Annotated in this window: 19 protein-coding genes; 10 read left to right on the top strand and 9 right to left on the bottom strand. The window is 65.8% G+C overall.

The annotated features are described in order from the left end of the window. Positions 1-5 precede the first annotated feature (5 nt). Positions 6-1157 carry an acyl-CoA dehydrogenase family protein gene (locus tag E4K64_RS28120; protein ID WP_135166392.1) on the top strand — a complete coding sequence of 384 codons (1152 nt, stop codon included), beginning with the start codon at positions 6-8 and terminating at the stop codon, positions 1155-1157. A gap of 359 nt (positions 1158-1516) precedes the next feature. On the opposite strand, the gene E4K64_RS28110 is transcribed toward E4K64_RS28120, so the two are convergent. Next, the gene (locus tag E4K64_RS28110) at positions 1517-3679 is read right to left on the bottom strand and encodes an EAL domain-containing protein (RefSeq protein WP_135166390.1); all 2163 of its coding nucleotides are present in this window, start codon (positions 3677-3679) and stop codon (positions 1517-1519) included. A 461-nt stretch (positions 3680-4140) separates the two neighbouring features. On the opposite strand from E4K64_RS28110, the gene mepA reads away from it, so the two are divergent. The 4 genes from mepA to modC all read left to right on the top strand — a co-directional run bounded on the left by mepA (position 4141) and on the right by modC (position 7598). Next, positions 4141-5085, top strand: a complete 945-nt coding sequence (gene mepA, locus E4K64_RS28105; RefSeq protein WP_135166389.1) for a penicillin-insensitive murein endopeptidase — start codon at positions 4141-4143, stop codon at positions 5083-5085. A 353-nt stretch (positions 5086-5438) separates the two neighbouring features. Beyond that, the gene (modA, locus tag E4K64_RS28100; protein ID WP_135166388.1) at positions 5439-6224 is read left to right on the top strand and encodes a molybdate ABC transporter substrate-binding protein; all 786 of its coding nucleotides are present in this window, start codon (positions 5439-5441) and stop codon (positions 6222-6224) included. 13 nt (positions 6225-6237) lie between these two features. Continuing rightward, complete coding sequence (gene modB / locus E4K64_RS28095) at positions 6238-6933, top strand: molybdate ABC transporter permease subunit (protein WP_135166387.1); 696 nt, start codon at positions 6238-6240, stop codon at positions 6931-6933. A 2-nt stretch (positions 6934-6935) separates the two neighbouring features. Further along, the gene (modC, locus tag E4K64_RS28090; RefSeq protein WP_135166386.1) at positions 6936-7598 is read left to right on the top strand and encodes a molybdenum ABC transporter ATP-binding protein; all 663 of its coding nucleotides are present in this window, start codon (positions 6936-6938) and stop codon (positions 7596-7598) included. A gap of 160 nt (positions 7599-7758) precedes the next feature. Here modC and E4K64_RS28085 read toward each other — a convergent pair whose 3' ends face one another. Next, positions 7759-9552, bottom strand: coding sequence for a potassium/proton antiporter (locus tag E4K64_RS28085; RefSeq protein ID WP_135166385.1), 1794 nt, complete (start codon positions 9550-9552; stop codon positions 7759-7761). A 423-nt stretch (positions 9553-9975) separates the two neighbouring features. Between E4K64_RS28085 and E4K64_RS28080 the strand changes: the two genes are divergently transcribed. The 3 genes from E4K64_RS28080 to radC all read left to right on the top strand — a co-directional run bounded on the left by E4K64_RS28080 (position 9976) and on the right by radC (position 13109). Continuing rightward, positions 9976-11292 (top strand): mechanosensitive ion channel family protein, encoded by a 1317-nt coding sequence (locus tag E4K64_RS28080; RefSeq protein ID WP_167772304.1) that lies wholly within the window; start codon positions 9976-9978, stop codon positions 11290-11292. A gap of 194 nt (positions 11293-11486) precedes the next feature. Then, complete coding sequence (gene map, locus E4K64_RS28075; RefSeq protein ID WP_126261031.1) at positions 11487-12305, top strand: type I methionyl aminopeptidase; 819 nt, start codon at positions 11487-11489, stop codon at positions 12303-12305. Between the two features lie 90 nt (positions 12306-12395). Next, complete coding sequence (gene radC, locus E4K64_RS28070) at positions 12396-13109, top strand: RadC family protein (RefSeq protein WP_135166384.1); 714 nt, start codon at positions 12396-12398, stop codon at positions 13107-13109. 6 nt (positions 13110-13115) lie between these two features. Here radC and E4K64_RS28065 read toward each other — a convergent pair whose 3' ends face one another. From E4K64_RS28065 to E4K64_RS28035, 7 genes are all read right to left on the bottom strand, one after another. After that, a complete protein-coding gene (locus E4K64_RS28065; RefSeq protein WP_167772303.1) occupies positions 13116-13820 on the bottom strand; it encodes a tetratricopeptide repeat protein in 705 nt (234 codons plus the stop codon). Positions 13821-13967: 147 nt separating this feature from the next. Further along, complete coding sequence (locus tag E4K64_RS28060; RefSeq protein WP_126261023.1) at positions 13968-14342, bottom strand: hypothetical protein; 375 nt, start codon at positions 14340-14342, stop codon at positions 13968-13970. 103 nt (positions 14343-14445) lie between these two features. Further along, positions 14446-15138, bottom strand: a complete 693-nt coding sequence (locus tag E4K64_RS28055; protein WP_135166382.1) for an AprI/Inh family metalloprotease inhibitor — start codon at positions 15136-15138, stop codon at positions 14446-14448. Continuing rightward, complete coding sequence (locus tag E4K64_RS28050; RefSeq protein WP_135166381.1) at positions 15138-16127, bottom strand: 2-hydroxyacid dehydrogenase; 990 nt, start codon at positions 16125-16127, stop codon at positions 15138-15140. Before E4K64_RS28050 ends, E4K64_RS28055 begins: the two co-directional genes overlap by 1 nt. After that, on the bottom strand, positions 16127-16945 hold the full coding sequence (locus tag E4K64_RS28045) for an ABC transporter permease (protein ID WP_135166380.1): 819 nt from the start codon (positions 16943-16945) through the stop codon (positions 16127-16129). The genes E4K64_RS28050 and E4K64_RS28045 overlap by 1 nt, the downstream gene beginning before the upstream one ends. Further along, the gene (locus E4K64_RS28040; RefSeq protein ID WP_135166379.1) at positions 16942-17757 is read right to left on the bottom strand and encodes an ABC transporter ATP-binding protein; all 816 of its coding nucleotides are present in this window, start codon (positions 17755-17757) and stop codon (positions 16942-16944) included. The genes E4K64_RS28045 and E4K64_RS28040 overlap by 4 nt, the downstream gene beginning before the upstream one ends. 200 nt (positions 17758-17957) lie before the next feature. Then, positions 17958-18980, bottom strand: coding sequence for an ABC transporter substrate-binding protein (locus tag E4K64_RS28035; RefSeq protein WP_135166378.1), 1023 nt, complete (start codon positions 18978-18980; stop codon positions 17958-17960). 154 nt (positions 18981-19134) lie between these two features. Here E4K64_RS28035 and E4K64_RS28030 point away from each other — a divergent pair, with 154 nt between their 5' ends. Further along, a complete protein-coding gene (locus E4K64_RS28030; protein ID WP_135166377.1) occupies positions 19135-19941 on the top strand; it encodes a creatininase family protein in 807 nt (268 codons plus the stop codon). A gap of 140 nt (positions 19942-20081) precedes the next feature. Further along, the gene (locus tag E4K64_RS28025; protein ID WP_167772302.1) at positions 20082-20345 is read left to right on the top strand and encodes a hypothetical protein; all 264 of its coding nucleotides are present in this window, start codon (positions 20082-20084) and stop codon (positions 20343-20345) included. Positions 20346-20446: the final 101 nt, after the last annotated feature.

Raw genomic sequence — 20446 nt, 5'->3', positions numbered from 1 at the left:
CGCACATGAACGCAACTGGCGGAGCTGGCCTGGTCGAACGCGCCCGCGCCGTCGCGCCGCTGATCGCGCGCGAAGCGGACGAGATCGAGCGGACGCGGCGGCTGACGCCGGTCGTCGTCGCCGCGCTGATCGAGAACGGGCTCTATCGCGCGCTGCTGCCGCAGAGCCTCGGCGGCGCGGAGGCCCCGATCGAGATCTTCATGCGGATGCTGGAGGAGATCGCGAAGGCGGACGCCTCGACCGCCTGGTGCCTCGGCCAGTGCGGCGTCTGCGCGATGATCGCGGCCTGGCTCGACCGCGACACCGCGGAGGAGATCTTCAATACGGCGCCCGGCATCCTGGCCTGGGGCGCGATCGCGCACGAGGCGCGCAGCGTCGGGGGCGGCTATCGCGTCACGGCACGCTGGGATTTTGCCTCGGGCTCGCGGCAGGCAAGCTGGCTCGGGGCCCATGTGCGCATCGTCGGGGCCGACGGCACGCCGCGCAAGAACGCCGACGGATCGGCGGAGCTGCGCACCATCCTCTTTCCCGTGTCGAGCGCGACGCTGCACGACGTGTGGCAGGCGATCGGCCTTGCCGGCACCGGCACGGATTCCTACGAGGTGGCTGACCTCTTCATCCCCGAGCGCTTCACCGCCTTTCGCGACGTGCCGGCCGCGCTGCGCGAGCCGGGGCCGCTTTACAGGATCGGCACCGGCGCGACCTTCAGCCTCGGCTTTGCCGCGGTCTCGCTCGGGGTCGCACGCGCCACGCTCGATGCCGCCATCGCGCTGGCGCGCGCAAAGCATCCCTCGCTGTCAGCCGGCGCGATGCGCGACAACGGGGCGGTGCAGGGCCTGATCGGCCGCACCGAAGGCGATTGGCGCGCTGCCCGCGCCTATCTCTATGCCACCGCGCATGCGATGTGGCGCGACCTCTCCGCCACCGGCGAATTCAGCACGGCGCATCGCAGCGCGGTTCGCCTGGCGGCGACCTGGACCATCCATCAATCGGCCAAGGTGGTCGACACCGCCTATCACATGGCCGGCGCGACGGCAGTCTTCCGCAGCCAGCCGTTCGAGCGGCGCTTTCGCGACATGCACGCCATCGCGCAGCAGGTCCAGGCGCGGGATAGCCATTATGAGGATGTGGGGAAGGGGATCCTGGAAGGGCACTGAACGAAGGCCGCAATCGCAGTGCGCTCCCTCTCCGCCTGCGGGCATGGCCATCGCATATGCGGTGTGGGCTTGGAGGCACCGACAGTACCCACAGCGTCATGGCCGGGCTTGTCCCGGCCATCCACGCCTTCCCCGCAGCACAAAATACGTGGATGCCCGGGACAAGCCCGGGCATGACGACCTCCGCCGAATGTTCAAATGCGATTGCCCCGCTTGCGGGGAGGGTCGGAGAGAGGGTGTTTCCGCAATGGGGCAATCCCCTAGAGGAGAGAGCCCTCTCCCGCGCCTCCGGCGCGACCTCTCCCGCAAGCGGGAGAGGTTCGCCGAGAGAGCGGTGCATCCCTTACGTCGGCATTCGCTCACGCCACCAGCGCGGCATCATCGCCGTCGATGCCGCGCTGTGCGGCGAGCAGGCTGACGATCTCGATATTGGGCCGGGCCTTGCTGAACAGAAAGCCCTGGCCTTCGTGGCAGCCTTCCGCGCGCAGGCAGCTCAGCTCGGCTTCGGTCTCGACGCCTTCGGCGGTGATGGTGACGCCCAAGCCTTTGCCGAGACTGACGATGGAGCGGATGATGGCCTGCGCCTCGCGGTTGGCCCCTAAATCGCGAACGAAGGACTGGTCGATCTTGATCTTGTCGAAGGGGAAGCTACGCAGATAGCTGAGGCTGGAATAGCCGGTGCCGAAATCGTCCATCGAGATGCGCACGCCCAACGCGCGCAAGGCATGCAGCGTCGCCAGCACCTGCGCGCTCTTCTCCAGGAGCAGCGTCTCGGTGATCTCGAGCTCGAGCCGCCGCGGCGGCAAGCCGGACGCTTTGAGCGCCTCCGTCACCATCGAGAGCAGATTGCCGCTGCGGAACTGGAGCGGCGACAGATTGACGGCGATACGGACGTCGTCCGGCCAGGCCGCGGCATCGAGGCAGGCCCGGCGCAGCATCAGCCCGCCGAGCGGATTGATCAGGCCGGTGTCCTCGGCGACCGGAATGAACTCGGCCGGCGAGACCATGCCGCGCTCGGCATGCGGCCAGCGCACCAGCGCTTCGAAGCCGGTGATGCGGCCGCTCTGGAGGTCGATCAGCGGCTGATAATACGGACGCAGCACGTCGTTCTGGATCGCGTCGCGCAGCTCGACCTCGATCTTGCGGCGGCTCTGCGCCTTTGCATCCAACGCGGCCTCGAAGAAGGCGAAGCTGCCGCGCGCATCCTGCTTGGCGCGCGACAGCGCCATGTCGGCGCTCTTGAGCAGCTTCTCGGAATCGTCGCCATCGCCCGGCGCCATCGCGATGCCGATCGAGGCGCCGATCACCACGGAATGACCGTCGAGCAGATAGGGATCGGCGATGGCCTCGAGCAGGCGCTTTGCCAGCCCCACCGCGTCCTCGGGTCGCATCAGCCCGCTCTGCGCAATCGCGAACTCGTCCGAGTTGAGCCGCGCCAGCGCGTCCTCCTCGCGAAGCGTCGAGCGCAGCCGCTTGGCGACGCCGCGCAACAGCTTGTCGCCGACCGCGTGTCCGAGCGTGTCGTTGACTGCCTTGAAATTGTCGAGCCCCAGCATCAGCAGCGCGACCTTCTCGGGGCTGCGCCGCGTGTGCAGCAGCATCTCGTCGGTCTGCTGGCGCAGCAGGGCGCGGTTGGGCAGGCCGGTCAGCGCGTCATGCTGGGCCATGAAGGCGAGCCGCGCCTCGGCGCGCTTGCGTTCGGTGATGTCCATCAGCGCGAGCAGCACCGCGGGCCGGTCGGCATAGGTCAATTCGCGGAAATAGATCGCAAGGTCGATCAGCGCGCCATCGGCCTTGACGTGCTTCCAGGTGCGGCCGGCCTGCTCCTCGCTGGAACGGTCGGCGGTCCAGGGCGGCTCGCTGTCGAAGGCCTGCAGGGAGCGGATCTTCAATCGCTCGAACTCGGCACGGCTGTAACCGTAATGGGCGACCGCGGCATCGTTGACGCCGAGGATACGCTCGTCGTCCAGCGCGCAGACGATCATCGGGACGGGATTGCCGTCGAACAGCAGGCGGAACGAGGCTTCGCGCTGCTTCAGCTCGGTGATGTCGACGCGCAGGCCGACCACGCCGCCGTCATCGGTCAAGCGCTCGTCGATCAGGATGACGCGGCCGTCCGACAGCTTCTGCTCGTGGCGCGCGCCGGGCTGATAGAGCTTTTGCAGACGCTCGGCGATCCACTCTTCCTCCTGGCCCACGGCCTCCGGGTAGTCGCCGCGGGCAACGCCGATGCGCAGCGTGTCTTCGAGACGGGCGCCTTCCTCGAACAGATCGGCGGTCTTGCTGTAGATCTCGGCGTACTTCTTGTTCCAGAGGACGTAGCGGCCTTCGGCATCGAGGAACACGATGCCTTGCGGCAGGATGTCGATGGCCTGGCGCAGCCGCTCATGGGATTTGCGCGCGTCCGCGATCGCGGCTTCCGTCTCGGCGCGACTGCGCAAGACTTCGTCGCGTTCGGACAGGGTTCGCGATGCGCACGCGAAGCGCGGCTTGCGCGGCGATCGGCCGGTCCGGGCAAGCACGCCTTGCTTTCGTTTTTTTGCTTTTCGAGACTTCAAACCCAACTTCACCCGTTCCCGTCGCGCCCGCCCGCGCAAGTCTTGAGAGGAAAAGTCTTGGGGCAAGTGTCTGAAAAAAAAGTAATCTTGCCCGGCCGCGGGCCGCGCGAGGCGGACCTTGCTGCCTGTTTGCGCGGCGTGGCCATGGCGGCAGGCGCCGTCACATTGTGTCTGGAGCCGCAATCAATGATCGGCCTGATGCAAAATTGCGCGCGCGCTTGAATCCGTTCCGAAATCACGCGCGATTGCATGCGAGCCGCGGATTTTCCTCGCTCCGCGCACGAATTTTGGTCAATGCAGAATAGGGTTATTGCACCCTTAAGAAACGCGGCTCGAGACACGATTTAGCGCGCAGCGGCGAGCCGGCGGCGGGCTCCGGCCTCATTCTTACCCCTGATGCCGCATTGGGCTATAAGGACGTCTGAATGAGTCGCCGCGGCATCATCCTCCTCCTGCTCTGGTTCGTCCCCCTGGCCGCCGGCGGCGCGCTGGCCCAGGACAAGGGCAGCGTGAATCCGAAGCCGCTGCCGCCGCTCGCCAATCCGAACGACCCAGATCTGGCCGCCAAGGAGCTGTTCGCGCGAAAGCTGCTGCCGTCGAAGGGGCCGACCCATGTCATCGGCTCCTACACCAAGGGCTGCATCGGCGGCGCGGAGCAGATGCCGCTCAACGGCGATCATTGGCAGGTGATGCGGCTGTCGCGCAATCGCAGCTATGGCCACCCCGAGATGATCGCGCTGATCAAGCGGCTCGCGGCCAGGGCGCACAAGGACGCGGGATGGCCGGGCATCCTGGTCGGCGACATCGCGCAGCCGCGCGGCGGCCCGGCGCTGTCGGGCCATGCCAGCCACCAGATCGGTCTCGACGCCGACATCTGGCTGACGCCGATGCCGGACCGCCGCCTCTCGCGCGAGGAGCGCGAAGACATGTCGGCGGTGATGATGGTGCGCCAGGACCGGCTCGACATCGACCCCAAGGTGTTCACGCCTGGCCATGTGCTGGTGCTGCGCGATGCCGCGCGGGAGCCCGCCGTGCAGCGCATCTTCGTCAACGCCGCGATCAAGAAGGCGCTGTGCCGCGAGGCCAAGGGCGACCGCGCGTGGCTGTCGAAGATCCGCCCCTGGTGGGGCCACGACTACCATTTCCACATCCGCATGCGCTGCCCGGCGGGTGCCGAGGAGTGCGAGGGCCAGCCGTCGCAGGCCGAGGACGAAGGCTGCAAGCCCGCCGATCTCGCCTATTGGTTCTCCGACGCAGTGCTGCACCCCAAGCCGCCGCCGGAGCCGCCAAAACCGAAGCCGCCGATGACGCTGGCGCAGATGCCGGCGGCGTGCAAGGCGGTGCTGCACGCGGGCGATGCGAAGCCATAGGGTACGCTGTCCCCTCACCCATCGCTGTCGTCCCGGACAAGCGCGCCCCAAGCGCGCCCAGATCCGGGACCCAGAGCCCCAGGGAGTGGTTGTCGGACGAAGTGGCAACTCCGAATCTTCGCCAAACACAATCCTGTGGCTATGGATCCCGGGCTCGCGCTACGCGCGCCCCGGGATGACGCACCAGGTTTGACCTTCCGACCTGGCCTGCTATCTTCGCGGCTGCGATATCCCTGCCGGCCGTAAGCCGCAGCCTGGGCCCGTGGAGCAGCGCTTCCACCCGTCGCGACCGACCCCACCAACGCCAGTCCAGCGCGTGCATCCTGCGTGCGCGGATTCGCACGGAGCGCTCCATGCTACGCATCTCAGGACTTCTCACCGCCTTCGCGATCCTGGCGGGCGCGAGCCTTTCGCCGGCCGCCGCCGAGGACAAGACCATCACCGTGTTCGCCGCCGCGTCGATGAAGAACGCGCTCGACGAGGTCAATGCAGCATACACCGCCAAGACCGGCGTCAGGTTCTCGGTCAGCTATGCCGCAAGCTCGGTGCTCGCCCGACAGATCGAGCAGGGCGCGCCGGCGGACGTGTTCGTCTCGGCCGACACCGACTGGATGGACTACGCGATCGCCAGGAAGACCATCGACGAGCCTTCCAGGGTCAATCTGCTCGGCAACAGCATCGTGCTGATCGCACCGAAGGACTCCAAGATCGATAACGTCGCGATTACCCAGGGCTTCGATCTCGCCAAGCTCGCCGGCGACGGCAGGATCGCGACCGGCGACGTCAAGTCGGTGCCGGCAGGCAAATATGCCAAGGCGGCGCTCGAGAAGCTCGGCGCCTGGCAGGCCGCCGAAGCGAAATTCGCGATGGCCGAGAGCGTGCGCGCGGCGCTGACGCTGGTCGCGCGCGGCGAGGCCAATCTCGGCATTGTCTATTCCACCGACGCCAAGGTCGAGCCCGGCGTCAAGATCGTCGGCACTTTCCCGGCGGACTCGCACCCCGCGATCATCTATCCGGTTGCCGCGACCACGATCGCGAAGGCCGGGACCAGCGATTATCTCGCCTTCCTGCGCTCCTCGGGCGCCAGGTCCATCCTGGAAAAATACGGCTTCAAGTTCCTGGTCAGCCCGACAATCTGATATTCAGCACTTGATGTTCGAGATCTCTCCCGCCGAATGGACCGCGATCCTGCTCTCGCTCAGGGTCGCGACCATTGCCACGCTGGTCGCGACGCCGTTCGGCATCGCGCTGGCATGGCTGCTCGCGCGCAGGGATTTCTGGGGCAAATCGGTGCTCGACGCCCTGGTGCATCTGCCGCTGGTGCTGCCGCCTGTCGTCACCGGCTATCTGCTGCTCCTCACCTTTGGCCGGCGCGGCCCCGTCGGCGGATTTCTCGCCGACACTTTCGGTATCGTGTTCTCGTTCCGCTGGACCGGCGCGGCGCTCGCCTGCGGCGTGATGGCGTTTCCGCTCCTGGTGCGCCCGATGCGGCTGTCGATCGAGGCAATCGACCGCCGGCTGGAGCAGGCTGCCGAGACGCTCGGCGCCGCCCCCTGGAAAGTGTTCTTCACCGTGACGCTGCCGCTGGCGCTGCCCGGCGTGCTCGCCGGCATGGTGCTCGGCTTTGCCAAGGCGATCGGCGAGTTCGGCGCGACCATCACCTTCGTCTCCAACATTCCCGGCGAGACCCAGACGATTTCGTCGGCGATCTACTCGCTGATCCAGACGCCTGACGGCGATGCCGCGGCCGGCCGGCTCGTGATCGTCTCGATCGTGCTGGCGCTGGGCGCGCTGATCTCAGCCGAGTGGTTCGCCCGCCGCGCCACCGCGCGACTGCACGGGAATTGACCATGCTGCGCGTCGACGTCGAAAAGAAGCTCGGCGAGTTCTCGCTTCAGGCGTCCTTCACCAGCGAGGGCCGCGTCATCGGCCTGTTCGGCGCGTCGGGTGCGGGCAAGACCTCGCTGGTCAACATGATCGCAGGCCTGTTGCGGCCCGACCGCGGCACCATCGCGATCGACGGCGAGATCGTGGACGACATCGCGGCCGGCATCCACGTGCCGAGCTGGCGCCGCCGCATCGGTTACGTGTTTCAGGACGCGCGGCTATTCCCGCATCTCAACGTCGCGCAGAATCTCGACTATGGCCGGCGCATGAATGGCCTTGCGCCCGATCCGGCCCAGCATAGGCGCGTCATCGACCTGCTCGATATCGGCGCCCTGCTCGATCGCCGCCCCGGAAAGCTCTCCGGCGGCGAGCGTCAGCGCGTCGCGCTCGGGCGTGCGCTGCTGTCCCGGCCGCGGCTCTTGCTGCTCGACGAGCCGCTCGGCGCGCTCGACGAGGGCCGCAAGCTCGAGATCCTGCCCTATCTTGTGCGGCTGCGCGACGAGGCCAACGTGCCGATGGTCTATGTCAGTCACGACGCCGCCGAGCTGCGCCAGCTCGCCACGCAGATCGTGATGCTGAAACAGGGCCGGGTGACGAGTTTGGGCGGGGTGAAGGTGCTGGCATAGCAACTCCGTCGACGTCCTTGCGATAGCTTTCGTAGGGTGGGCAAAGGCGCCCTTGCGCCGTGCCCACCAACTCTCTCGATCGCAAAAAATGCGTAGGCACGCTTCCGTCGTCGCTCTTCGAGCTATGGCGGACAAGTCGCTTTGCCCACCCTACGGCAGCTCAGACCCCCGCCACCGAGGCCCACACATCCGAAAGCTTCTTCCGCAGCGCCTGCGCGCGGGTCAGCGGCGGCGGCGTCTCGTCTTCTTCCGGCAGGCGCAGACCGACGACGTTGACGCGGCCGCCGGAGATGCTGCGCGCGACCAGCACGATCTCGTCCAGGGCGAGCTCGGCGCCCTCCTTCGGCGCGTGGTCGAGATGGACGTCGAAATAATCGGCGAGGGTCAGCTTGCCCTCGTCCTCGCCGATCCTGACGCCGTAGATCTCGGCGAGCTCGGCGAGCGTGTGCTCGGCGGAGACCATGAAGTCGCCGAGCAGATGCGGATCCGGCGCCGAGCTCGGCTGCATGTCGACGAAGAAGCGGTCGAGCGATTCGGCCTTTTCCGGCGGCGCCAGCAGATAGATGTAGTCGCCGGGCGCGATCGGGTCGGCCTCCAGCGGCGTCAGGATGTTCTCGTTGCGGATCACCAGCGTCGGCTTGGACCAGGACGGGATCAGGCCGCGGCGGAAATACAAGCTCTTGGGCCGCACCGGATAGCCGACCAGCTGCTGCTCAAGCTGGCCGGGCAGATCCAATTCGACACGCCGCGGACCGCGCTCGGCGCGCGGCAGCGCGACGTGAAGCTTGCGCGCGGCCGGCGCCAGGGTCCAGCCCTGCAGCAGCAGCGAGATGATGACGACGACGAAGGCGACGTCGAAATAGAGATAGGCCTTGGACAGGCCGACCAGCATCGGGATCGACGCCAGGAAGATCGCGACCGCACCGCGCAGGCCGGTCCAGGCGATGAAGATCTTTTCGCGCCAGTTGAAGCGGAACGGCGCAAGGCACACGAACACAGCGATCGGCCGCGCCACCAGCATCAGCACGAGCGCGACGGCGACCGCCGGCAGCACGCTGGCCCCCAACCTGCTCGGCGAGACCAAGAGGCCGAGCAGCACGAACATCACGATCTGCGCCAGCCAGGTCGCGGCATCGAGGAAGGCCACGACCTGGTTATGCGCGCGCGTCGGCCGGTTGCCGATGATGATGCCGGCGAGATAGACCGCGAGGAAGCCGGAAGCATGCATCATCTGCGCGCCGCCGAAGATCACCAGCGCGGCCGTGGTCACGAAGGGCGCATGCAGGCCCTGCGGCAGCGCCACCTGGTTGAGCGCGATGACGACGAGGCGTCCGCCGATGAAGCCGGCGACCGCGCCCAGCACCGCCTCCTGCATGAACTCCATCAGGACGTGGACGGGCGAGCTCGACCCGATCGAGATGTACTCGACCAGCATCAAGGTGAGGAAGATCGCGAACGGGTCGTTGGTGCCGGATTCCGCCTCCAGCGTCGCGCCGACGCGCGGGCGCAGGCGCAGACCCTGGGTGTGCACCAGCAGGAACACCGCGGCCGCATCGGTCGAGGCCACCACGGCGCCGACCAGCAGCGACTCGGTCCAGTTGAGGTCGAGCGCGAATTTGGCGAACGGCGCCGTGATCAGCGCGGTCAGCAGCACGCCGGCGGTCGCGAGCACCACGGACGGCGCGAGCACGGTGCGGATGCTGGCAAAGCGCGTCCTGAGGCCGCCATCGAACAGGATCAGGGCCAGCGCCACCGAGCCGACCAGATAGGTGGTGCGGACGTCGTCGAACTGGAGCTGGCCGGGACCGGAATCGCCGGCGAGCATGCCGACCGCAAGGAAGACCAGCAGCAGGGGCGCACCGAATCGGAGCGCAAGCAGGCTCGACAGGATGCCGGCCATGACGAGGACGGCGCCGAGCAATATGGCGAGGCTGACGGAGTCGAGAGAGGCCATGCGGTGCTGCGGGTTACTCCAAGTAATGAGCGAGTTCAGTCAGGGGCCACCGGCCGGGCGCTCCCTCGCCCCGCTTGCGGGGAGAGGGTGGGGTGAGGGGGAGCCTCCGCGGGGACGGTGACAGTGAGACTCGCGGAGAGTCCCCCTCACCCGAAATTCAAGCTGCGCTCGAATTTCGGCCTCTCCCCGCACGCGGGGAGAGGCGAAGCGCGCCGCGACCAACGGATTTACCCAAACATATATCCATGCATCTCTATCGTCGCCGCCTCCGCGCGCCAACCCATTTTCGCATCTCGCGGCAATCTGGCCGTTTTTACGGCCTTAACGTCCATCACATGCCGGTGTATCGATGGCCCGGCCGTGCCCTTTGTGGGATTCTGCGGCTCCCTCGAATCAATTCCTCCCCGCTTGCCGACGAGACCGATGGACATGGACCTCAAGGACTTCATGGAGTTCGTGCAGACCACCGCGCGCAGCGTCGGGGCGGAGATCTCCTCGCCCTGGTTCTACCTGCAATTCGGGCTCATTCTGGTCGCGGCCGGCATCGCCTATGCGGCGGAGACCGCCGTCCGCAACCGGATCGACATGACCTCGCTGGCGATGCGCTGGCCGCTGCCGCTCCGGCACTTCGCCCGGGTGATGGTCGCCAGCGCCTCGACGGCGGTGTTCACTCTACTCGTGATCATCTCGCGCCTCGTGATGTACCACGCGACCTGGCCGAGCCGCTCCTATCTGCTGATGGTCGCCGCCAAGCTCGGGCTGGCCTGGCTCGCGATCCGGCTCGTGACTTCGGTGCTGCGCAATGCCTTCATCGTCAAGCTGGTGTCGATCACGGCGTGGTTCGTCGCCGCGCTGTCCATCCTCGGGCAGTTCGATGCCACCGTCGACCTGCTCGATGCCTACGCCATCGTGTTCGGCGGCCTTAGGCTGACCCCGCTGCTGGCGATCAAGGCCGGCGCGCTCCTCCTCATCGCGCTCTGGGCCACCAACATCACCAGCAATTTCGCCGAGAGCCGGATCAACGCGACCACCGACCTGACGCCGTCGGTGCAGGTGCTGCTGGTCAAGATCATCCGCATCGGGCTTCTGGCCGTCGCCATCGTCATCGCGCTCGGCGCGGTCGGCATCGACCTCTCGGCGCTTGCGGTGTTCTCCGGCGCGGTCGGCGTCGGCATCGGTATCGGCCTGCAGAAGATCGTCGCCAACTTCATCTCCGGCATCATCCTGCTCGCCGACAAGTCGGTGAAGCCCGGCGACCTCGTCACCATCGGCGACAATACCGGCCGCATCAGCGCGATGAAGACGCGTTATATTTCCGTCGCCGCCGGCGACGGCCGCGAGTTCCTGGTGCCGAACGAGGATCTGGTGACGCAGAAGGTCGTCAACTGGACCTATACCGACAAGAACACGCTGGTGAAGATCGCCTTCGGCACCAATTACGACGCCGACCCGAAAGTGGTCTGCAAGCTCGCGGCCGAGACCGCCGAGGCCCATCCGCGCGCGCAAAAAGGCAAGCCGCCGACCTGCATCCTGACCGAGTTCGCCGAAGCCGGCATGAAGTTCTCATTGACCTTCTGGATCGCCGACCCCGACGGCATGGACAAGGTCAAGAGCGACGTGATGCTGGAGCTGTGGGATGCGTTCAAACGCGAGGGCATCCGGGTTCCCTACCCCGTCCGCGAAATCCGCATCCGCGGCGGCGCGCTGCCGGTGGAAACCACCGTAGAAGTCCCGAATTAGGCCGCTTTCGCAACCCAAGGCTGGCAAGGCCCTTGTTTTGACGGGTTTTCTTCACGCGAACCGGTTAGCCACTTCGCTCGAAAACGCCCTGCCTCGGCTTGCATGAAGGCCCGCAATCATTAAATTGGGGCCTGAAATCAAGCCTTTCCACCGATAATCCGCTCGGAAGACCGCCCAAGGAAGACTGCACAAGCATGAGCTACGTCGAAGCCACCGATACCTCGCTGCGCAAGACCGGACAGATCAAGCTGCATGGGCCGGCCGCCTTTGCCGGCATGCGCAAGGCGGGCGCGCTGGTGGCGAAATGCCTGGACGAGCTCACCGACATCGTCGGGCCCGGCGTGCCGACCGAGCGCATCGACCAGTTCGTCCGCGACTTCGCCTTCAGCCATGGCGCCTATCCGGCGACGCTGATGTATCGCGGCTATCGCTATTCGACCTGCACTTCGCTCAATCACGTAGTCTGCCACGGCATGCCCGGCGACCGTCCGCTGAAGGAAGGCGACATCGTCAATATCGACGTCACCTTCATCGTCGACGGCTGGTACGGCGATTCCAGCCGGATGTATGCGGTCGGCCCGATCGCCCGCAAGGCGGAGCGGCTGATCGAGGTGACGTATGAAGCGATGATGCGCGGCATCGCCGCGGTGAAGCCGGGCGCCACCACCGGCGACATCGGTCACGCCATCCAGAGCTTCGTCGAACCGCAGGGCATGAGCGTGGTGCGCGATTTCTGCGGCCATGGCTTGGGCCGCATGTTCCACGACGAGCCGAACATCATCCATATCGGCCGTCCGGGCGAAGGCGTGCAGCTCAAGCCCGGCATGTTCTTCACCATCGAGCCGATGATCAATCTCGGCAAGCCGCATGTGAAGATCCTCTCGGACGGCTGGACCGCCGTCACCCGCGACCGCTCGCTGTCGGCACAGTTCGAGCACTCCGTCGGCGTCACCGCCACCGGCGTCGAGATCTTCACGCTGTCGGAGCGACACGGCGAGAAGCAGATCGGGTGATTGCCCTGGGACCGCGGCCCGGCATGAACCGCCTCTGCCGCGGCAATTGACGGTTGCAAAAACACTGGCCCCCGGCAATGCTGGCGGCCGATGCCCGCCAAGTCCGACCACGACAAGAGCAAGCCTGACGAGGTGCCGCACTATGTCGGCCATCGCGAACGGCTGCGCGAGCGCTTCTACAATGCCGGCGCGGATGCGCTCAGCGACTACGAATTGCTGGAGATGGCGCTGTTTCCGGCATTGCCGCGGCGCGACACCAAGCCGCTGGCCAAGGCGCTGATCAAGACGTTCGGCTCGTTCGCCGAGGTCGTGCATGCGCCGGTGGCGCGGCTGCGCGAGGTCGACGGCATCGGCGAATCCGCGATCAACCAGCTCAAGCTGATCGCCGCCGCCGCGCATCGCGTCGCCAAGGGCGGCGTCAACAGCCGCAACGCGCTGTCGTCCTGGAACGAGGTGATCGAGTATTGCCGCACCAGCATGGCGTTTGCCGACAAGGAGCAATTCCGCCTGCTGTTCCTCGACAAGCGCAACCAGCTGATCGCCGACGAAGTGCAGCAGACCGGGACCGTCGACCACACCCCGGTCTATCCGCGCGAAGTGATCAAGCGCGCGCTGGAATTATCGGCGACCGCCTTGATCCTGGTGCACAACCACCCCTCCGGCGATCCCTCGCCGTCGCAGGCCGACATCCAGATGACGAAGGCGATCATCGACATCGCAAAACCGCTGGGGATTGCCGTGCATGATCACATCATCGTCGGCAAGAGTGGCCACGCCAGCCTGCGCGGGCTGCGGTTGATCTAGGCGAGATCAGAACGCCTGGTTCTTGGCGGCTTTCAAGTGGTCTTCTGCGGCTGTGATGCCGGCGAATGCCTTGAGCGTCAGGGCGGTCGGTTGCGGCTTCCATTCGGCAACCATTTTCTCGGCCTTCTCAAGCTCCGGCTTGGACAACATGGAAGCCATCTCGTTGACATTCTTGGCCGGCGCCACCTTCGAGAGCTTGAAATAGGCATACGAAAGGGACAGGTCCCTCGGCGTGCCCTTTCCTGCAGAATATGCGCGGGACAGGCTGAAGAGGGCGCTGGGAAGCCCCTGATCGCCTGCCATTTTCCACCATTTCAGCGCTTCTTCCGAATCTCCTCGTCTGTCGTACAGAAGAGCGACATCGTGCTGGGCACGCGCATAACCGGCCTTGGCGGAAGCGAGTTTGTATTTCAATGCTTGATCGAAATCGGTTGCGACGATACCCGCGCCTTGCCCGTCATAGTAGCAGCCGAGCTTGTAGGCCCCCAGCGGATCGTTGGCCGCAGCCGATTTCTGAAACCACTCGAACGCTCGGCTGCGATCCTGCTGTGTGCCGATGCCGTTATTATACATCATGCCGACATGGTATTGCGCCTCGGCATCTCCTCGATCTGCCAAAGCCATCATCGCATTCAAGGTGCCGGCGTCATTTGCATCGGCGGGGATCGAGAGGAATAGAACGCACGAAAAAGCCAAGACAGCGAATTTCATGGCAAATCCCGATCGCCTTCTGACCATTATGTCTTTGGTCACGCGAGGGGGAGACAAAGTTCGAAGCTGGCCGAGATTTCGAAATCAGTACCGGGGCGAAGGATCGAAACCGGCCCAGCCCCCGCCGCCGGGCAGCCGAATTCAATCTCACGGCTCGACCCAGCGCTGCACCGCCTCGACTGTATCGGCAGGCGTGGTGTTGAAGCAGATCGCGGCCTCCGGCGCCAGGCGGTGGACGAGGTTGAGCACCTTCTCGAACAGCACGAGGCGCTCCTTCGGCTCGCGCAGCCCCGCGCCGATCACGATGCAGTCGAAGCGCTCGTCGCGCAAGGCCGCGGTCACGGCGGCCTCGGCCGTCGCATCGAGATCGATCAGGCAGCTCGTGACCTCGAAGCCGAGGCCGCGCAGACGCAGCAGCTGGGCCTCGATGTAGCCGCGGACATGTTCGGGCGTGATCTGCGGAAATGCGCTGTAATCCGCATTGCCCGGTTCGATGCCGATCGCGAGAATGCGCTTGGCCATGCCGGATCCTCCCAACGAAATCACTTCTTCCGTCAACGAGATGCCCGGTCTGCGGGTTCCGCCTTCGCGCGGCGGCATTCGGCGGCGGCGAATGTCGGGCCGGCTACTGACGCAGCATGATCAGGGGATCGGCGGTGTCGGGGACGCGCCGCCATTGCGCGTTGTCGTCGGCCTCGAACTGCCAGACATCACCCGATTTCGACATCAGGATGATCTGGCCGCGCTCGAGCCGCCATTGCGCCGGATTGAACTGCGCGATCACCGCGTCGCATTTCGGCTTGAGGAAGACCTGGAAATTGTCGGGGCTCGTCTCGGTGTTGGTCAGCGTCAGCCCGCACACCGGCTGGCCGTTGCCGCGCACCATCGCCCAGTCGCCGATCATCTGGTCCATCGACTTGGCCATCGAGCGGGCCGCGGCGAGATCCTGCAGGATGTAGACGCCCTCGCCCTGGCGCAGACCTTCGAAGATGCCGGCTTCGACCTCGGTGAAGTCGATCACGGCTTCGCCGGTCGCGTCCTGGAAGCGCACGATGTCGAGCCCCCTGACGCTCCAGGCAACGATGCTCTTGGTGAAAGGCAGCGCGGTCTTGCACGCCGGCTCCAGCTCCAGCTTGTAGCCCTGGCCTGCGGTATCGCCCTTCATCGTGACGACGCAGGTCTTGCTGCGCTCGGTGGTCGAGAGCTCCCATTGCCCGGGCATCGACTTCTTCAGGCTCGTTGCATCCTGCGCATATGCAGCGCCGATCGCGGCCAGCCAGGCCGCGACCGCGAATGCGACGGCCCGAACAGCTGTCATCAGCGTCCCCTGAAGGGCGTCTCGGCCACCGGCGTCAACGGCGCCTTGCCGGCGAACCAGGATTTGAGGTTGTCGACCACGAGCTGGTCCATCGCGTTGCGCGTCACCACCGAGGCCGAGCCGATATGCGGCAGCAGCACGACGTTCTGCATGGCCTTGAGCTCGTCCGGCACGTTCGGCTCGGCCGCGAACACGTCGAGGCCTGCGGCGAGGATGGTGCCCGATTTCAGCGCCTGCACCAGCGCCGGCTCGTCGACCACGGAGCCGCGCGCGACGTTGATCAGAACACCGCGCGGGCCGAGCGCCTTGAGCACCTCGGCATTGATCATCTTGCTGGTCGAGGCGCCGCCGGGCACGATCACCATCAGCGTGTCCACCGCCTTAGCCATCTCGATCAGGTCGGGATAGTGCTTGTAGGAGACGTCCTTGGACGGGTTGCGCGAGTGATAGACCACCGGCACCAGCGAGGCATCGAGCCGCCGCGCGATGGCCTGGCCGATCCGGCCCATGCCGACGATGCCGACCTTGCGGTCGCGCAGCGAGCCGACGCTGAGCGGGTAGTTCTGCGTCTGCCACAGCCCGGAGCGAACGTAGCGGTCGGCCTTGATGAACTCGCGCAAGGTGGCGATCAAAAGGCCCATCGCGACGTCGGCGACCTCCTCGGTCAGCACGTCGGGCGTGTTGGTGACGATGATGTTGTGCTCGGCCGCGTATTTGGCATCGATGTGGTCGTAGCCGACGCCGAAGCTCGCCACCATCTCGATCTTGGGCAGTTGCGACAGTGAACCCCTGTCGGCGCGGACGGTGTGATAGGTCACGGCGACGCCGCGGATCTTCTCGCGGATGGCCGGCGTCAGCCGTTCGAGGTCGCCGTGCGTCTCGGCCTTGTGCACGACGAAATGGTCGGAAAACCCGTTCTCGAGGATCGGCCGCACCGGCCCATAGATCAGAAGGTCGATCTTTTCGGACGAAATCGAACCGGCAGCCATCAGTTTTCCTTTCCAAGCGCGCTCTCATGCCAGCGCCGTAAAACGAGGTGCGAAACTAGCGCCAGCACCCCATAGATGACAATCCCGGCCAGCGACAACAAAAGCAGCGCTGCGAACATGCGGGGTATGTTCAATCGATAGCCCGATTCCGCGATCCTGTAGGCGAGCCCGGAGCCGGCGCCCGCCGTTCCCGCCGCGATCTCGGCCACGACCGCGCCGATCAGCGACAGGCCGCCCGCGATGCGCAGGCCCCCGAGAATGTAGGGCAACGCCGCCGGCAGCTTGAGGAAGCGCAGCGTCTGCGGCTTTGATGCGCCATAGAGCTGGAACAGGCCGGCGAGGTTGCGATCGACCGAATTGAGCCCGAGCGTGGTGTTGGACAGCACCGGAAAGAAGGCGACGATGAAGGCACAGACCACGACCGCGGTCTGCTGTTCCAGGTAGATCAGCAACAGTGGCGCGATCGCGATCACGGGCGTGACCTGGAGCACGATCGCGTAGGGGAACAGCGAGTATTCCACCCATTTCGACTGGTTGAACAACAGCGCCAGCGCGATGCCGCCGATGCTGGCGGCGAGGAAACCTTCGAGCGTGGTCAGCAGCGTGGTCGCGAGCGATTGCGACAGCACCTGCCAATCCTTGATCAGGGTCAGAATGATGATGGAGGGCGCCGGCAGCACGTAAGGCGGGATCTCCTTGAGGCGGACCACCAGTTCCCAGGCGGCGAGGCCGGCCGCGAACACGATGACGGGAAGCACCAGGCGCAGCGCGCGCTGCGCGCCTCGCGGCTTGGCGACGATCTCGGGCCGGGCACTCATAGCAGCGGCTGCCCCGAATAGGACGGCGCCAGCGCGCCCGAGACCTTGCGGCAGTAGTCGCCGTATGCGGTCGAGGTGCGAAATTCTTCGCCGCGCGGCTCGACTGTCTCGATGCGGATGTCGGCCTGGATGCGGCCCGGCCGCGCCGTCATCACCACCACACGCTGCGACAGGTAGACGGATTCGAACACCGAATGGGTGACGAAGATGACGGTCTTGCCGAGAGCTCGCCACAGCGCGAGCAGATCGTTGTTGAGGCGGAAGCGCGTGATCTCGTCGAGCGCGGCGAACGGCTCGTCCATCAGCAGGATATCGGGATCGGTGACCAGCGCGCGCGCCAGCGAGACCCGCATCTTCATGCCGCCGGAGAGCTCGCGCGGAAACGCATCGGCGAAATCGGCGAGCCCGACCCTGGCCAGGACGGCGTCGGCACGCGCGCGCCCCTCGGCCTTCGCTACGCCGCCAAGCTTCAGCGGCAGCCGCACGTTCTCGCGCACGCTGGCCCAGGGCATCAGGGTCGGCTCCTGGAACACGAAGCCGATGCCGTGACCCGGCTGCAGCTCGCCCTCGTGGCGCGCCACCCGCACGATCCCGGAGGACGGCGCGCTGAGCTGCGCGATCAGCCGCAGCACCGTCGACTTGCCGCAGCCGGACGGGCCCAGCAGCGAGATGAACTCGCCCTTGCGCACCGCGAGGTCGAACGGGCCGAGCGCCATGACGCCGTTGTCGTAGGTCTTCGTCACGCCGCGCAGGCTGACGGCGAGAGCCGTCAGGCTCGCCTCGACGGCGGACGAGGTGTTGCGCTCTACCATTGGTCGATGAGTGCGGAGTTTCGGGCGCCCATCACCTCTCCCCACCGGGGAGAGGTCGGCGCGCAGCGCCGGGTGAGGGGGCACAGGTCCCACGAGAAAGCGTAACCCCTCACCCGCATCGCATCTGGCGATGCGATGCGACCTCTCCCTTCGGGAGAGGTGTAGGACGCCGGGCCACCTTCGCCGAATCGCAGCATGCGCTACGGCTTGTTCGGACGCAGCTCGACGCCGACGCCCTTGTTGACGAAGCGCAGCGTATAGGATTTGCGGAAGTCGAGATCCGCCTTCACGACGCCGGCCTTGACCATCTTGTTGAAGAAGGAGGTGTAACGCTCGTCGCTCATCGCGCCGATGCCGTTCTTCAAGCTGTCGCCGGAATCGACGATGCCGTACTCCTTCATCTTGGCGACGGAATAGGCGAGCAGATCGTCGGTCATCTCGGGATTGAGCTGCTTGATCAGGGCGTTGCCGGCGGAATTGTCGCGGTAGATGTAATTGTACCAGCCGACCATGGAGGCATCGACGAAGCGCTGAACCAGATCGGGCTTCTTCTCGACGATGTCGCGGCGGGTCTCGATCAGGGTCGAATAGGTGTTGAAGCCGTAATCGGCCAGCAGCAGCACGTTGGGCTTGAAGCCCGCCGCCTTCTCGACCGCAAAGGGCTCGGAGGTGACGTAGCCCTGCATGGCGCTCTTGGGGTTGGCGATGAAGGGCTGCGGATTGAAATTATAGGGACGGACGTTCTTCTCGCTGAAGCCGTATTCGGATTTCAGCCATTGGAAATAGCTGCCCATGCCCTCCTTGGAGACGAACAGGGTCAGCGGCTTGAGGTCCTCGATCTTGCTGACCTTGGCATCCGGCTGCGTCAGCATCACCTGCGGGTCCTTCTGGAAGATCGCGGCGATGGTCACGACGGGGACGTTGTTGGCGACCGCGTCGAACGACATCAGCGTGTTCGCGGCCATGAAGAAATCGATCTTGCCGGCGATCAGCAGCATCCGGTTGTTCTCGTTGGGACCGCCGGGGACGATGGTGACGTCGAGGCCGTATTTCTTGTAAGTGCCGTCGGCGACCGCCTGGAAGAAGCCGCCGTGCTCGGCCTCGGCGACCCAGTTGGTGCCGAAAGTGACCTTGTCGAGCGTCTCGGCTCGCGCCGGCGCGAGAGAAACGAGGGCGGCGAAGAGGCCCGCCGTGAGCGTTCGCCGCAGATGAAAGTGGGTCATAATGGCACTCCGTCGCTCGCCTAAAGCCCAATCGCGTCTGGCCCATATGAACGCAACGCGATAGAACCGCATGACATCGGGGGACGCGAGCCGGCCGGGTCCGCATCCCCCTGATAACCCAAATTACGTGACAAATTCGGGCAAAGAAACCTTGATGACGCCGTCCCGCGACTGGACCGAGATCCGCTGGGCCGACGCGCCCGCTGCGGAGACGGCGCGCTGGATCGCGGTGCTGCCGCTGGCGGCGACCGAGCAGCACGGGCCGCACCTGCCTGTCACAACCGACGTGCTGATCGCGGACGCCTATCTGGCGCGCACGCGCGAGCTGTTGCCCGGCAGCGTTCCAGCGACGTTCCTGCGCGTCGAGCCGGTCGGGATCTCCACCGAGCACATCGACTATCCGGGCACGCAGACGCTGCCGACCGAGGTCGCGCTGAAGCGATGGACCGGGATCGGCGAGGACATCGCGCGGCGCGGCGTGAAGAAGCTGGTCATCATCACCAGCCATGGCGGCAACAGCGCGGCGATGATGCTGGTCGCACAGGATCTTCGCGCGCATCAAAAACTGTTCGTGGTGACGACGTCGTGGTCGCGGCTGTCAGGCGCCGACAAGCTGTTCCCGGCGGAGGAAGTGCGCCACGGCATTCATGGCGGCGCGATCGAGACCTCGATCATGCTGGCGCGCTATCCCGATCAGGTGCGTCAAGCCGCGATCGCCGATTTTGCCGCGAGCAGCATCGCACTGGAAAAGCAATATCGCTGGCTGTCGACGCAGCGGCCCGCGCCGTTCGCCTGGCAGGCGCAGGATTTGAACGCCAGCGGCGCCATCGGCAATGCGACATTGGCTGAGCCGGCGAAAGGCGAGCAACTGCTCGATCAGGGCGCGCGCGCTTTTTGCGAGCTGCTCGGCGAGGTCGATAACTTCGACGTGAACAGGCTCGCCAAAGGCCCCCTCGGCTAGCCAATATCCTACTGGAATCATTCGCGAAAGCTCTCGGCTCCGGCAGCGGATTTGCCGCATTCGAACCGGACGCTGGGAGCCTCCGTCCAACTGGGCACGCGGGCCACAACGGACCGCCTCAACCCCGGATGGAGTTTCTCATGTCGATCAAGACCAAGCTTGCCGCCGCCGCTCTCGCCACGCTCGCCCTGACCGGCAGCATCCTGTCCACCACCTCGCAGGCCGAAGCCAAGCAGCCCGGCTGGGTCTGGGGTGTGGGCGCCGGCATCGCGACCGCGGCCGTCGTCGGCTCCGCGATCGCCGCCAGCAACGACCCCTATTATCACGGCTATCACCGCTGCGGCTGGGTCGCCCAGTATAACGCCTTCGGCCAGTACGTTGGCCGCGTTCGTACCTGCTACTGATTTGAGTACCTGAGGCCGATCTAACGTGGATCCTGCGTCCGACACGGGCGCCTCATCCACCCCGTGTCGGACGCAGGATCCACGTTAGATCGGCCTCAGGT

This window comes from Bradyrhizobium frederickii, from assembly GCF_004570865.1.
In the GTDB taxonomy this organism is placed as follows: domain Bacteria; phylum Pseudomonadota; class Alphaproteobacteria; order Rhizobiales; family Xanthobacteraceae; genus Bradyrhizobium; species Bradyrhizobium frederickii.
Note: the sequence above shows the minus strand (reverse complement) of the source record. Positions and strands in the feature narration are given on the sequence as shown.

Excerpts from the sequence above, each read along its gene's own strand:
- E4K64_RS28120 (WP_135166392.1), top strand. The coding sequence starts at position 6 with ATGAACGCAACTGGCGGAGCTGGCCTGGTCGAACGCGCCCGCGCCGTC.
- mepA (WP_135166389.1), top strand. The coding sequence starts at position 4,141 with ATGAGTCGCCGCGGCATCATCCTCCTCCTGCTCTGGTTCGTCCCCCTG.
- modA (WP_135166388.1), top strand. The coding sequence starts at position 5,439 with ATGCTACGCATCTCAGGACTTCTCACCGCCTTCGCGATCCTGGCGGGC.
- modB (WP_135166387.1), top strand. The coding sequence starts at position 6,238 with ATGTTCGAGATCTCTCCCGCCGAATGGACCGCGATCCTGCTCTCGCTC.
- modC (WP_135166386.1), top strand. The coding sequence starts at position 6,936 with ATGCTGCGCGTCGACGTCGAAAAGAAGCTCGGCGAGTTCTCGCTTCAG.
- E4K64_RS28085 (WP_135166385.1), bottom strand. The coding sequence starts at position 9,552 with ATGGCCTCTCTCGACTCCGTCAGCCTCGCCATATTGCTCGGCGCCGTC.
- E4K64_RS28080 (WP_167772304.1), top strand. The coding sequence starts at position 9,976 with ATGGACATGGACCTCAAGGACTTCATGGAGTTCGTGCAGACCACCGCG.
- map (WP_126261031.1), top strand. The coding sequence starts at position 11,487 with ATGAGCTACGTCGAAGCCACCGATACCTCGCTGCGCAAGACCGGACAG.
- radC (WP_135166384.1), top strand. The coding sequence starts at position 12,396 with ATGCCCGCCAAGTCCGACCACGACAAGAGCAAGCCTGACGAGGTGCCG.
- E4K64_RS28065 (WP_167772303.1), bottom strand. The coding sequence starts at position 13,820 with ATGAAATTCGCTGTCTTGGCTTTTTCGTGCGTTCTATTCCTCTCGATC.
- E4K64_RS28060 (WP_126261023.1), bottom strand. The coding sequence starts at position 14,342 with ATGGCCAAGCGCATTCTCGCGATCGGCATCGAACCGGGCAATGCGGAT.
- E4K64_RS28055 (WP_135166382.1), bottom strand. The coding sequence starts at position 15,138 with ATGACAGCTGTTCGGGCCGTCGCATTCGCGGTCGCGGCCTGGCTGGCC.
- E4K64_RS28050 (WP_135166381.1), bottom strand. The coding sequence starts at position 16,127 with ATGGCTGCCGGTTCGATTTCGTCCGAAAAGATCGACCTTCTGATCTAT.
- E4K64_RS28045 (WP_135166380.1), bottom strand. The coding sequence starts at position 16,945 with ATGAGTGCCCGGCCCGAGATCGTCGCCAAGCCGCGAGGCGCGCAGCGC.
- E4K64_RS28040 (WP_135166379.1), bottom strand. The coding sequence starts at position 17,757 with ATGGTAGAGCGCAACACCTCGTCCGCCGTCGAGGCGAGCCTGACGGCT.
- E4K64_RS28035 (WP_135166378.1), bottom strand. The coding sequence starts at position 18,980 with ATGACCCACTTTCATCTGCGGCGAACGCTCACGGCGGGCCTCTTCGCC.
- E4K64_RS28030 (WP_135166377.1), top strand. The coding sequence starts at position 19,135 with ATGACGCCGTCCCGCGACTGGACCGAGATCCGCTGGGCCGACGCGCCC.
- E4K64_RS28025 (WP_167772302.1), top strand. The coding sequence starts at position 20,082 with ATGTCGATCAAGACCAAGCTTGCCGCCGCCGCTCTCGCCACGCTCGCC.